11 protein-coding genes are annotated in these 12505 nt (G+C 53.9%); 7 read left to right on the forward strand and 4 right to left on the reverse strand.

Going from position 1 to position 12505, the window contains the following annotated elements; translation table 11 throughout:
* The first annotated feature begins 5 nt into the window (after nucleotides 1–5).
* Complete coding sequence (locus ACQ3G7_RS12540; protein ID WP_430890035.1) at nucleotides 6–1604, forward strand: ABC transporter substrate-binding protein; 1599 nt, start codon at nucleotides 6–8, stop codon at nucleotides 1602–1604.
* A gap of 10 nt (nucleotides 1605–1614) precedes the next feature.
* A complete protein-coding gene (locus ACQ3G7_RS12545; RefSeq protein ID WP_430890036.1) occupies nucleotides 1615–1848 on the forward strand; it encodes a YdcY family protein in 234 nt (77 codons plus the stop codon).
* Here ACQ3G7_RS12545 and ACQ3G7_RS12550 read toward each other — a convergent pair whose 3' ends face one another.
* Together ACQ3G7_RS12550 and ACQ3G7_RS12555 are read right to left on the reverse strand one after the other, a co-directional pair.
* On the reverse strand, nucleotides 1849–2298 hold the full coding sequence (locus ACQ3G7_RS12550; protein ID WP_430890037.1) for a DMT family transporter: 450 nt from the start codon (nucleotides 2296–2298) through the stop codon (nucleotides 1849–1851).
* Complete coding sequence (locus ACQ3G7_RS12555; RefSeq protein WP_430890038.1) at nucleotides 2295–2813, reverse strand: GNAT family N-acetyltransferase; 519 nt, start codon at nucleotides 2811–2813, stop codon at nucleotides 2295–2297. Before ACQ3G7_RS12555 ends, ACQ3G7_RS12550 begins: the two co-directional genes overlap by 4 nt.
* 37 nt (nucleotides 2814–2850) lie before the next feature.
* On the opposite strand from ACQ3G7_RS12555, the gene ACQ3G7_RS12560 reads away from it, so the two are divergent.
* The 4 genes from ACQ3G7_RS12560 (at nucleotide 2851) to ACQ3G7_RS12575 (ending at nucleotide 7570) form a co-directional block, all read left to right on the forward strand.
* Nucleotides 2851–3426 carry a helix-turn-helix domain-containing protein gene (locus ACQ3G7_RS12560; protein ID WP_263100798.1) on the forward strand — a complete coding sequence of 192 codons (576 nt, stop codon included), beginning with the start codon at nucleotides 2851–2853 and terminating at the stop codon, nucleotides 3424–3426.
* A 67-nt stretch (nucleotides 3427–3493) separates the two neighbouring features.
* Nucleotides 3494–4531, forward strand: coding sequence for an NADPH-dependent curcumin/dihydrocurcumin reductase (curA, locus tag ACQ3G7_RS12565; RefSeq protein ID WP_430890039.1), 1038 nt, complete (start codon nucleotides 3494–3496; stop codon nucleotides 4529–4531).
* A gap of 254 nt (nucleotides 4532–4785) precedes the next feature.
* Nucleotides 4786–5442: a GntR family transcriptional regulator gene (locus ACQ3G7_RS12570; RefSeq protein WP_263100800.1), complete on the forward strand. Its 657-nt coding sequence runs from the start codon at nucleotides 4786–4788 to the stop codon at nucleotides 5440–5442.
* A gap of 193 nt (nucleotides 5443–5635) precedes the next feature.
* A complete protein-coding gene (locus ACQ3G7_RS12575) occupies nucleotides 5636–7570 on the forward strand; it encodes a methyl-accepting chemotaxis protein (protein ID WP_430890040.1) in 1935 nt (644 codons plus the stop codon).
* Nucleotides 7571–7653: 83 nt separating this feature from the next.
* Here the strand turns inward: ACQ3G7_RS12575 and ACQ3G7_RS12580 are convergent, their stop codons facing one another.
* Both ACQ3G7_RS12580 and pqqU read right to left on the reverse strand, forming a co-directional pair.
* A complete protein-coding gene (locus ACQ3G7_RS12580) occupies nucleotides 7654–8655 on the reverse strand; it encodes a S1/P1 nuclease (protein WP_430890041.1) in 1002 nt (333 codons plus the stop codon).
* 311 nt (nucleotides 8656–8966) lie between these two features.
* Complete coding sequence (pqqU, locus tag ACQ3G7_RS12585) at nucleotides 8967–11075, reverse strand: TonB-dependent receptor PqqU (RefSeq protein ID WP_430890042.1); 2109 nt, start codon at nucleotides 11073–11075, stop codon at nucleotides 8967–8969.
* Nucleotides 11076–11327: 252 nt separating this feature from the next.
* Here pqqU and yncE point away from each other — a divergent pair, with 252 nt between their 5' ends.
* Nucleotides 11328–12389, forward strand: a complete 1062-nt coding sequence (gene yncE, locus ACQ3G7_RS12590) for a 7-bladed beta-propeller protein YncE (protein ID WP_430890043.1) — start codon at nucleotides 11328–11330, stop codon at nucleotides 12387–12389.
* The last annotated feature ends 116 nt before the right edge of the window (nucleotides 12390–12505 follow it).

Raw genomic sequence — 12505 nt, forward strand, 5'->3', positions numbered from 1 at the left:
TGATCATGTCTACAGGGAAAACGCTGCTCGCGCTCGCGCTGAGCACACTGTTACCGGCAAGCGCTGCATGGGCAGCGGCAAATGATACCCTCATCTACTGCTCTGAAGCGTCGCCAGAGTCCTTTAACCCACAGATTGCCAGCTCCGGCCCGACGTTTGTTGCCAGCTCGCAGGTGCTCTACAACCGTCTGGTTAACTTCGATCCGGTAAAAAATACGCCGATTCCGTCGCTGGCCACCGCGTGGAAAGTCTCCGACGATGGCAAAACCTGGACGTTTACGCTGCGTCAGGGCGTGAAATTCAACAGCAACAAATACTTCAAACCTACGCGTGATTTTAATGCCGACGACGTGATTTTCTCCGTCCTGCGTCAAAAAGATGCGCAACATCCTTATCATAATGTTTCGCATGGTAATTACGAATACTTCACCGATGTCGGCCTTGATAAGCTGATCAAAGAAGTGAAAAAAATCGACGACTACCACGTACAGTTTGTGCTCAATGAACCGAATGCCGCGTTTCTTGCGGATTGGGGGATGGATTTTGCCTCCATTCTCTCTGCGGAGTACGCCGATGCGATGCTGAAAAAAGGCACGCCGGAAAACGTCGATACCTGGCCTATTGGCACCGGCCCGTATGCATTGCAACAATATAAAGCCGATGCGCAAATCCGTTATATCGCCAACCCGAATTACTGGGATGGCCCGGTGCCAACCAAACACCTGATCTTCGCCATTACGCCGGATGTACAGACGCGGCTGGCGAAGCTGCAAACCAACGAGTGCCAGATTATTCCCGCACCTTCGCCAGTGCAGTTTGATCAAATCAAAAATAACAAAGACCTGACCCTGCACACGGTCGATGCGCTGAATGTCGGGTATCTGGCGTTCAATACAGAGAAAAAACCGTTCGATAATGTGCTGGTGCGCCAGGCGCTGAACTACGCAACCGACAAGCAAGCGATTGTGAACGCCGTCTTCCTGGGTTCCGGCAGCGTGGCGAAGTCGCCTTTGCCGCCCAATATGCTCGGCTTTAATAAAGAGCTGAAGGACTACGCCTACGATCCGGAAAAAGCCAAAGCGCTGCTCAAACAGGCCGGCCTGGATAAGGGCTTTGAAACCACGCTGTGGTCAATGCCGGTACAGCGTCCGTACAACCCGAACTCGCGCCGTATTGCGGAGATGATCCAGGCGGACTGGGCGAAAGTGGGTGTGAAAGCGAAAATTGTCTCTTACGAGTGGGGCGAATACCTTTCGGGGATGCGCAAAGGCGAACACGACACGGCGCTGTTTGGCTGGATGTCGGACAACGGCGATCCGGATAACTTTGCTGATGTACTGCTCGGTTGCAATAGCATAAAAACTGGTTCCAATGCCGCGCGCTGGTGCGACAAAGGGTATGATGATCTCGTACAGAAAGCGAAGGTGGTGGCCGATCCGGCGTCGCGCGCCAAACTGTACAGTCAGGCGCAGGAGATTTTCTACCAGCAAGCGCCGTGGATCGCGCTGGCGAACGGTAAAACGTTCTATGCCACCCGCAGTAACGTGACCGGTTACAGCGTGAGCCTGATGGGCAGTGATTTTTCGAAAGCAAAACTGAATTAAAGGAGAGGGTATGTCACACCTGGACGAGGTTGTTGCCCGCGTTGATGCGGCCATTGAGCAGAGTGTTATTGCCGTCATGAACGAACTGTTGATTGAATTAAGCGATGACGCCGCGCTGAGTCGTGAAGAACGTTATGCTCAGCAACAGCGTCTGCGCCAGGCCATTGCTCACCATGGTCGCCAGCATAAAGAAGATATGGACGCGCGACGGGAACAGCTGACCAAAGGTGGCGCGATCCTGTGATCAGAACTGGCGTCTGGCAACCAGCCAGGCGCCAATCACCAGCAGTACAGCGCCACACACCGGGCCGATTAGCGCCCGCACGGGGATCCCCTGACTTCTGACAACATCCATCACCAGCCCGCCAATAAGCTGGCTCGCCACTAACACTGCAATGGTGGTGGCTGCGCCGACATACTGATAGCCGCTGATACTGGCAAAAACAAAAAACGACCCCAGCAGACCCGGAATTAACGTCCACCATTTCACGCTGGCATAGAGTTCCTGAAAACCGGAAAGGCCATGTTTAATCAGCAGGATACTGACAAACAGCACAATGCCCACCAGCGAATTCAGCAGCATGGCGATAAGGATCGTCGACGCTGACTGCGTGATGCGCACCATCAAGGTGTTTTGCACCACCAGGCCAATACCAGCTGCAATCAAAAAGGTGAGCGTCAGTGTCTGATTCATGGGAGCGCATCCGGGTCGGTGCGGTTATCCAGTTGCAACTGCATAAACGTCAGATCCAGCCAGCGGCCAAACTTGGTGCCGACCTGCGGCATTTGCCCGGTAGTGACAAAACCCAGTTTACTGTGCAGATGAATGGAGCTGTGGTTTTGTGCCTCAATGCCCGCCACCATCACATGTTTACCGAGGCGTTTGGCTTCTTCGATTAACCGTTCCATTAATGCCAGACCCAGGCCTTTGCCCTGATGCTCCGGATGAACATAGACCGAGTGTTCAACGGTGTAGCGAAACCCGTCGAAGGCGCGCCAGTCGCCAAATGATGCGTAACCGGTAATCACACCGTTCTCTTCGCTAACCAGCACCGGGTAGCCGAGCAGCGCACGCGCTTCAAACCAGGCGATACGGTTTTCGACATCGACGGTCTGGTCATTCCAGATCGCCGCCGTATTGACCACGGCGTGGTTATAAATCCCGGCGATTGCAGCGCAGTCCTCTTTGCCAGCATAACGAATAGTCATGGTTGAACCTCTTCTTTGTACACTATAGTATTACGATATGAATACTATCTCAGACAACATAAATCAACGGATCAGTGCACGAATTCGTGTCGAACGCGAATCCCGCGGCTGGTCGCTCAGTGAACTGGCGGAGCGCGCCGGGGTATCCAGGGCGATGATCCACAAAATCGAGCGTGCAGAAAGCAGCCCAACGGCGGCGCTGTTGGCGCGGCTTTCCGGTGCGTTTGGCATCAGCATGTCGACGCTGATTGCACGTGCAGAAATGCAGGAAGGGAAACTGCTGCGCTATGCCGATCAACCGGTCTGGCGGGATCCGCAAAGCCACTATCTGCGCCGCCACGTCTCGCCAAGAAGCGATCTGCCTATCGATCTCGTGCACATTGAACTGCCTGCGGGCAGCAACATCCCGATGCCAGCGTCATCGTATGCGCTGGCGCGCCAGTTGATCTGGTTACAGGAAGGCGAGCTGGTTTTTCAGGAAGGGGATACGCGCCACGAAATGAAAGCCGGGGATTGTCTGGAGCTGGGGCCGCCAAATGATTGCCGGTTCATCAACGAAAGTGATGCGCCGTGCCATTATCTGGTTGTGCGACTTAACCATTCCAGCTCGTAATGGAAACGCACTTCGCGCTGTCAGCGACTAGTATCAATAGTTAGTCTGACAAGCAGAGGAGTGCAGAATGAATCAACAATCTCACCGTAACCGCCGCTGGGTGCTGGCGTCACGCCCGCACGGCGCGCCGAACGCGGACAATTTCCGTCTGGAAGAAGACAGCATTGCTACCCCTGGCGAAGGCCAGGTGTTGCTGCGTACGGTTTACTTGTCCTTAGATCCTTATATGCGCGGGCGCATGAGCGATACGCCTTCCTACACACCGCCGGTACAAATAAATGAAGTGATGTGCGGCGGCACGGTAAGCCGGGTGGTGTCGTCGCTGCACCCGGACTTTGCCGAAGGGGACTGGGTGTTGGGCTACAGCGGCTGGCAGGACTATGACATTTCCGGTGGTGAAGGGTTGGTGAACCTGGGGGCAAACCCGCAGCACCCTTCGTGGGCACTGGGTGTGCTCGGTATGCCGGGTTTTACCGCCTATATGGGACTGCTGGATATTGGTCAACCGAAAGCCGGAGAAACGCTGGTCGTTGCTGCCGCTACCGGACCGGTCGGCGCGACCGTTGGCCAAATCGGTAAACTGAAAGGTTGCCGTGTAGTGGGTGTTGCCGGGGGCAGTGAAAAATGTCGCCACGCTGTGGATGTGCTGGGTTTTGATCGCTGTCTCGATCACCATGCGCCCGATTTTGCCGAACAACTTAAAACCGCCTGCCCGCAAGGCATCGATATTTATTTTGAAAACGTCGGTGGAAAAGTATTCGATGCCGTGCTGCCGTTATTAAATACCGCGGCGAGAATTCCGCTTTGTGGGCTGGTGAGTGGTTATAACTCAACCGAACTTCCCGCCGGGCCCGATCGTATTCCGTTATTAATGGCCACGCTGCTGAAAAAAAGAATTCGGTTGCAAGGGTTTATTATTAACCAGGATTATGGTCACCGCCTTAACGAATTTCAGCAAGAAATGGGGCAGTGGGTGAGTGAAGGAAAAATCCATTATCGCGAACATCTGACTGAAGGGCTGGAGCACGCGCCGGACGCCTTCTTCGGCCTGCTGGAAGGGAAAAACTTTGGCAAAGCGGTGGTCAAAATAGGCGCAGAAAGCTAAGCAAACGATGGCGGTAAAAAACCGCCATCATAAATTGTGCAAAATTTTAAAAAACGTCTTTAATTATACAAGCATAAGGAACTGATGACCTTGTGAAGGCGGTTCCTGGTGGTTGTGCATAATAAATAACATTTGTTCTACTTTTAAGCGACAATCCAATACCAGGCATGTGTTTATATAATATATTCTTTGCGAAAAGATCACGGACACGCTACCAGGCTGATAATAGATAAGAATTTATACAGGATGCAAACATGCTTGATTTGGAAAAAGCGCAGCGGACCAGCCTCACTATGCAAGTCGAAGCCAGTCTGAAAGGTGCGCTTATTATTGGCGCCCTTAAACCTGGCGCACGTCTCATTACGAAAGAAATAGCAGATCAACTTGGCACCAGTATTACACCGGTGCGCGAAGCATTGTTGCGGCTGGTCTCCGCAGGTGCATTGCATGCGACTCCCGCCCAGGCGTTCCTTGTTCCGGAAGTCACCCTTGAGCGTTACAACGAAATCAATTTGATACGGAAAAACCTGGAAGGGATGGCCGCGCGTTCCGCCAGCCAGAATATGACCAAAGATAAAATAAGGGAGTTGCGTATTCTGGCGGACTCCTTTCATGAAGCGTTAAAAAGTGGCAACACCGAACAGACGCTACAGGCCAACCGCGCATTTCGCTTTAGTGTTTATCAACAAGCGGGAATGCCAACATTAACCGCGCTTATTGAACAATTATGGGTCCGTATTGGTCCCTGCTTTAATTATCTTTATCCGTCTTCGGCTGATTTATCACGCGGGCATGATTACAGTGACCTGCTTGCCGCCCTCGAAGAGGGGGACGGTTTTGCCAGCGAGCGCGCGCTATGGCGAGCCATAGATGAGGGCGCAACCATTATCAACAAACAGTTTCATCGCTGAGTGATAATTGATAAAACCAATGATTTAAAGCCAAATATACATGCTCCCCGGTGAAAATTTGCGTAAGGGGAGCATCTGCGTCACGTTTTTCACTGATAAGACCAGCTTAAGGCTGAAATCCTTGCATATCGTGCCGATAACAAATGTTGGCGCAGTTAGGCGCTAACATTTGGTGTTTAGCAAGGAGTCCGGAATGTCATTTAGCCAACGGTTGAGCAATATAAAAATCAGCAGAAAGCTGTCAGTGGGGTTTGGTCTGGTGTTATTTCTGGTTGCCATCGCCACCATCCTCAGTGTGTTGCGCTTTAAAGAAATACGCGACGTCTACGAAAAAACAAACCTGATGTATAACATCAACATTGAAGTATTTCAGGCGAAGATAAACCGCCTGAAATACTTTTATGGTGATGATAAATCGGGAGAGGTAATGTCGAACTATGTCCGCCACGCTTCCGAGTTAACCGCCAGCGCAGACGCAATGTCCTGGTCTGCGTCTGAAAGGCAGATCATCAACGATGTGGCGGGCCACCTTAATACATTCCAGAGCAGCATTGGCGAGATGCAGAAAGCCACTGGCGACCTCCGCACGGTGCGCGACGCGCTGGACAAACTCACTGCAAGCGATCTCTCTGCACGTTACACCGCGCTTATCCATACTCCGCTTGCCGATACCAGCCTGATGACGCAGGTTTACGAACAGCTGTTCGCCATCAGTACCGTACGCGATGCGGCACTGGTGGTGCGTTATAGCCCGAGCAAAGAGTCCCGCGACGCGCTGGATGCACGTTTTAACCAGACGCAGAAAAGCGTACAGGCGCTGGCGAGTCAATTGCCGGCCGACCTGAAGTCACCGCTGCAATCCCTGTGGGATGACACGGTGAAATACCGCGATCTGAGCGTGAACTACTTTACCGCCTGGCAGGCGCTGAAAGTGGCGGAAGATAAAGTCAAAGTTGGCGGTGACAACAGCAGCGCTTCGCTCAAGCAGATCATTACGCTGGTTAAAGCCCATAACGATGAGCTGGCGTACACGTCCAGCACCATTGCGGCGATCATCGGTGTGATTGCGATTCTGATTGGCGTGATCGTCTCCTGGTGGGTTATCCGTCAAATCACCCGTCCGATTGACCGTAACCTGGCGCTGGCGGAACGTATTGCCAGCGGCGACCTCAGTTCACATATTCAGGCGCAGAGCAAAGATGAGCTGGGGCAATTAACCGGTGCCATGGGGCGGATGAACGACACCCTGCGCGACATGATCCATGAAGTGCGCAACAGCGTAAGTCAGGTGTCGCGCGCGGCAACGGAAATCGCCGAAGGCAACACCGATCTCTCTTCCCGTACTGAGCAGCAGGCTGCCGCCGTGGTGGAAACCGCCGCCAGCATGGAAGAACTGACCGCCACGGTGAAAAACAACGCCGATAACGCCCGTAACGCCAGCAGCCTGGCGGCACAGGCGTCGAAAACCGCCAGCGAAGGCGGCAGCGTGATGCGTGAAGTGGTGAATACCATGGGCGATATTCACAGCAGCTCGAACAAAATTGCCGATATTACTGCGGTGATTAACAGCATTGCTTTCCAGACCAACATTCTGGCCCTGAACGCCGCGGTGGAAGCGGCCCGTGCAGGTGAACAAGGCCGTGGATTTGCGGTGGTGGCCAGCGAAGTACGCAGCCTCTCTCAGCGCAGTTCGCAGGCGGCGAAAGATATCGAACAGCTGATTAGCGAATCCGTCTCCCGTATTAACATCGGCAGCGAACTGGTGGCGAAAGCCGGGGAAACCATGGATCAGGTAGTGCAGTCCGTGACCCGGGTGAATGACATTATGGGTGAAATCTCTTCCGCCTCCGAAGAACAAAGCCGCGGTATCGAACAGATTGCCCGCGCAGTCGGCGAACTGGACAGCACCACGCAACAGAACGCGTCGCTGGTCAGCGAATCCTCATCCGCCGCAGGTTCGCTGGAAGAGCAGGCGCGCTTGCTGGAAGAGTTGGTCGCCACGTTCCGCCTTGAGCAGGGCGGCGCGAAACCCGTTTCCACAGGGAAACCGACGATCAAGCCGAACCTGAAAGCAAAAACGGAACCCCGTGAAACCGCCGCCAGCGAAGAGGGCTGGACGACCTTCTAAACACGTGATAAGTCAGTAAAGTAAAGCCCGGACGCCATGCTGCCGGGCTTTTCATTTTTGCTGACAGGCAAAATAACCGTGTATCAGTTATCTGGCCAGAGGGCTTTCAGAAGCCAGGCCAGATGAGCGCCACCTTTCTCAAGCTGCGTTGCCTGAAGTGCTTCCCGCTGTGCGGTGTAATCGGGCTGATGACCTACCGGCCAACTCCCCCCCGTTTTCTTACCGAACACAACGTTCCGGAACGCGGTACGGCCGTTAACGAGCGTATCGCTGGCCCACTGTGCAGGCCAGTCGGAGAGATCGCCCGCGGGCGCGGAGATAGCGGTCGCACCGGGCAGTAACGCTTTCCATCCCTCTTTTTCCGTGTAGCGTTTCGGCGGCATATCCCACAGGGCGTGAAGCGAGGTATTGCTATCGATCAGATCGTTGCCTCCGCGTGTATCCGTGCCTTGCGTATGGTCGTTATGATCGGGGTCTATGGGTTGCCCCTGGTCATTAAGATAAATGGCCGCAACGTGCAGCGGCTGTGTTTCATCCCCCACGAAATGCACCAGCAGTTGCAGCGCCTCTTTTTTATCCGCAATGTTAAACGGTGCAGGGGCTGCGCCACCCTGTAACACGCGGATTGCGGCGTTGATGGCCTGCACCACATCATAATCTGAGGTGCCATACTCACCTTGCTGATAGGCGTCCCGTTGGATAGCAACATCGGTGAAATGGTAATATCCATGGCAGTTTTTAACCGTTTTCCCGGCGGTGCATTGATCCCAATTGCGCTTTACATAATCCACCAGTGGGGTGCGATCTTTAAAAATATCGCACTCGGCATATTTGCCATCTTCCTGATAGTAAAAGCTACCGTTGTTGTCGTTTCGCCTCACCGATTTCACGCAATCGGCCCACACGGAGACGGTTTTTAACGTCACGCCATCGCCCAGTATATCGCGGACGTGTCGCTCAGCATTCGAACCTGCAATTAACGTATCAGCGATTTCACCAATGATTTGATGTCCCTGATAATTCCACGCCAGAGATGTACTTGTATAAAAAGACAACGCAACACAAAGACATTTTGACACGTTCATAACAACCCCTTTTCTAAATTGGCTTGCTTAATGTGACGCTTTGCTGTGCAACGATGACGGGACTGCGGAGGTGTGTTGACGACGAACGCCATCCTGACGTTAATCAGGCGACGAAAACGTCATCTTCAGACCAGAATGAATGCCGAAGCGGCATAACAAATGATAGCAAGAGATGTGTTTTTATCCGCTGGCGCGCCCGGCAAGGAGAACGAAAAGCGGGGAAGGATACGTTTGTAGCACTCGTTGATTTAAGAGGGCAGTGTAAGCGTTAAGAGATCACCCGCCCATCGACGGGTGACCCGATTCCCGCATTACTCGAACTGATAAGCCACTGACAAGCCAACACCGTAATTGCGGCCTGGAGCCGGTTCGTAATAACGTCCGTTCGACTCGTTAACGATCACCGAACCGACATATTCGCGGTCAAACAGGTTGTCGATACGCCCGAAGATATCCATCATCCAGTTGCCATAGCTAAATTTGTAGCCGGTATTCACGCCCGCCACGGTATAAGACGGCGCTTTGGCGGTGTTTTCATCATCCGCCATTATATCGCTCATATACCGTACGTCCGCACCGGCGTACCAGCCTTGATCCGGGATCCACCCCAGCGATGCAAAGCCCATATTCCGGGCGATACCCGGCATACGATGACCGTTACAGTCGGCGTCGTTGCACACCTCGCTACGGTAGGTGGCATCCAGATAGGTCCACGCCACTTTTGCCCGCCAGTTTCCGGCAAACTGCTGATCCAGCGACAGCTCAGCGCCCTGGCGACGGGTTTTCCCGGCGTTTTTATAGGTCGTGCGACCTCCGCTGCTGGTATCGGTGACGATCTCGTTATCCGTATCGGTACGGAACAGCGAAGCCGTCAGTAAACCGTTTCCGATACGGGTTTTACTGCCGATTTCTACCGTATCGTTGGTCGAGGGTTTCAGCGCAAAGTTCAGTCCGCTTTGGCCATCGGAACGGTAGGAGAGTTCATTAATGGTCGGTGTTTCAAACCCACGTCCGGCGGCGACATACACATTCCAGGCATCGGTAACGGCATATTTCAGCGACCCTGCCGGGAGCCATTTATGGTAATTCGCCTCGCCGCTGTCATCGCCGTTCTGCGCGGTAATGTAGTGATCGTTGGAGTCAAACCACACGGAGCTGTACCGTACACCGGCTTCTAACGACAGCTTTTCAGTTAACTGCCAGCCGGTTTGCAGATAGGGATCAACGTTCCACATCAGATTGCGCTCGTCGCGGCGCAGATTGCCTTCACGCCCGTAGACAGGCGTCGTGCCACTCATCACAAAGTTTTCATAGCCTTTGCGCTGTTCGGTCATGGTTTCGTAATTCAGCCCACCGGTAAACGTCACCGGGACGCCCAGCTCACCGCGATGCGTCCAGCGTGTATCAATGCCCTGATAGTGACGCGTCAGGTCGATCACGCCGCCGGCATGCTGCGCATTCAGCTGTGGCGCCCGGGGAATCGACTGATATTGCGTGGTTTCACGCTCTCCGGCATACATCATCACGCTCAGGTCATCCTGTGTGCTGAGCTGGCGCTCATAGCGTAAACCCGCCTGGGTTTGTTTAATGGTTTTGCGCGTGTCGTACTGTTCGGCGCGGGGAGACTGGCGCGGATTATTCCGCCACTCGGATTGGGTTAAGCCTCCCGCATCGTTGGCGTTGATATCCACGCTGTTAAAAATCAGGCTCAGTTTGCTGGCATCATCAAGGCGTACGCCCAGTTTGGCATTCGCCAGATTTTTACGCGCACCGCTACGGTCGCGATAACCGTTCGTAACAAAACGGGTGCTGGAGACGGTGTAATCCACATCCCCGGCATGGGTGCCATCACCCATCGCGCCGGTGGCTTTCAACCCATAGCGCCAGCTGGCGTCGCTACCGTAATAACTGCTGGCTTCAATCGTCGTCGGTTCATGCCCGGTTTGCGTGGTGACATTCATCACCCCGCCAGAAGCGTTACCGTAAAGGGCAGAGAACGGACCGCGCAGCACATCAATACTTTCCACGCTGTTGAGGTCAATATTCGATGTCTGCCCCTGGCCATCCGGCATGGTGGCGGGGATGCCGTCAACATACAGGCGGATACCGCGCACGCCATAGGTTGAGCGTGAACCAAACCCGCGAATCGACAATTGCAGATCCTGCGCATAGTTCTGGCGGTTCTGCACCTGCAAACCGGGGACGCTGCCCAGCGACTCAGACAAATTGACCCGGGGCGTGGCCTGGCGGATGTCATCTCCCTGAACAACGCTCACAGCGGCGGGTGTATCCAGCTCAGAAACGGTGTGGGGTGTGGCGCTGACAATCAGGGTTTGCTCATCGGCAAAAGCCGAAGCGGGCACCACAGCCGGGAGCAGCAAGACCGGCAAAGTGAGCCTGGTGGCGGAAATTATATTCATGGCGGAACCGGGTTATAAAACGAACCAAATGGAACATACGGCAATATGTTAAATCGTATGTAAATTATTTGAAAACATTAAGCGCACATTACGTTAATTGCGAGTGCAGCAACGCGGCTTACTGACAATTTATCGCTCCACATTACTGTCATTAATGATTACTATTCTCACTTATAACGATAAGCGAGGCTTCGGCATCGCGCACGGGAAGCGTGTGAAAAATAACAATCTTGTTAATCAAAGGGAGTCGTCATGTCTTTACGTCATTTATGCTCGCCGCGCCTGCGGAATTCTCTGGTCCTCGGCTCACTGCTGCTGGCGGCGTCATTCACTACACAGGCAGCCGAAGAGATGCTGCGCAAAGCGGTCGGTAAAGGCGCTTATGAAATGGCTTTCAGCCAGCAGGAAAATGCACTCTGGCTGGCAACCGCGCAAAGCCGCAAAACGGATAAAGGCGGGGTGGTGTACCGCCTTGATCCGGCGACGCTGGCGATCACACAATCCATTCACAGCGATCTGAAACCGTTTGGCGCGACGATCAACACCCGCACGCAAACCCTGTGGTTCGGCAATACCACCAACGGTTCTGTGACAGCCGTTGACGCCAAAACCGGCGAAGTGAAAGGGCGCGTCGTGCTCGACGCTCGTAAGCGTTCAGAAACCGTAAAACCGCTCAGCCCGCGTGAACTGGCGGTCGATGAAACCACCAACACGGTGTATATCACCGGGGTCGGGAAAGAGAGTGCCATCTGGGTCGTGGATGGCGACACGCTGAAACTGAAAACCACCATTACGCAGACCGGGACCTACAGCACCGGGCTGGCGGTCGACGCGGCGGCGAAACGTCTCTATACCACCAACGGCGATGGCGAACTGATCACCGTCGATACCGGCAAAAACAGCATTATCGATCGTAAAAAACTGCAAGATGATGGCAAAGAGCACTTCTATCTGAACCTGAGCCTCGATACCGCAGGGCACCGTGCCTTTGTGACCGATTCCAAAGCAGCGGAAGTGCTGGTGGTGGACACCCGCAACGGCAAGGTGCTGGAGAAAGTGGCTGCGCCGGAATCACTGGCAGTGCTGTTTAACCCGGCACGTAACGAAGTCTACGTGACCCACCGCGAAGCCGGGAAAGTCAGCGTTATCGACGGCAAAACCTACAAGGTCGTCAAAACCTTCGACACGCCGACTCACCCTAATAGTCTGGCGCTCTCAGCGGACGGAAAAACCCTGTTTGTCAGTGTGAAACAGGCCTCCAGCCGTGAAAAAGAAGCCACCGAGCCGGATGATGTGATCCGCATTGCGCTGTAATCGCACCATCGCTTAAGCTCCCTACGGGGAGCTTTTTTATGGCTGACGGAAGTGTGAAGCGTGGTGTTTGCGCATAAAAAAAGCCTGCGCGGGCGCAGGCTTGTTCACGAAAAGGA

It is taken from the genome of Kosakonia sp. N21, from assembly GCF_050587465.1.
GTDB lineage: Bacteria > Pseudomonadota > Gammaproteobacteria > Enterobacterales > Enterobacteriaceae.

Bases quoted from the DNA above. Each gene is read 5' to 3' on its own strand.
- ACQ3G7_RS12540 (WP_430890035.1), top strand. From the start codon at position 6: ATGTCTACAGGGAAAACGCTGCTCGCGCTCGCGCTGAGCACACTGTTA.
- ACQ3G7_RS12545 (WP_430890036.1), top strand. From the start codon at position 1,615: ATGTCACACCTGGACGAGGTTGTTGCCCGCGTTGATGCGGCCATTGAG.
- ACQ3G7_RS12550 (WP_430890037.1), bottom strand. From the start codon at position 2,298: ATGAATCAGACACTGACGCTCACCTTTTTGATTGCAGCTGGTATTGGC.
- ACQ3G7_RS12555 (WP_430890038.1), bottom strand. From the start codon at position 2,813: ATGACTATTCGTTATGCTGGCAAAGAGGACTGCGCTGCAATCGCCGGG.
- ACQ3G7_RS12560 (WP_263100798.1), top strand. From the start codon at position 2,851: ATGAATACTATCTCAGACAACATAAATCAACGGATCAGTGCACGAATT.
- curA (WP_430890039.1), top strand. From the start codon at position 3,494: ATGAATCAACAATCTCACCGTAACCGCCGCTGGGTGCTGGCGTCACGC.
- ACQ3G7_RS12570 (WP_263100800.1), top strand. From the start codon at position 4,786: ATGCTTGATTTGGAAAAAGCGCAGCGGACCAGCCTCACTATGCAAGTC.
- ACQ3G7_RS12575 (WP_430890040.1), top strand. From the start codon at position 5,636: ATGTCATTTAGCCAACGGTTGAGCAATATAAAAATCAGCAGAAAGCTG.
- ACQ3G7_RS12580 (WP_430890041.1), bottom strand. From the start codon at position 8,655: ATGAACGTGTCAAAATGTCTTTGTGTTGCGTTGTCTTTTTATACAAGT.
- pqqU (WP_430890042.1), bottom strand. From the start codon at position 11,075: ATGAATATAATTTCCGCCACCAGGCTCACTTTGCCGGTCTTGCTGCTC.
- yncE (WP_430890043.1), top strand. From the start codon at position 11,328: ATGTCTTTACGTCATTTATGCTCGCCGCGCCTGCGGAATTCTCTGGTC.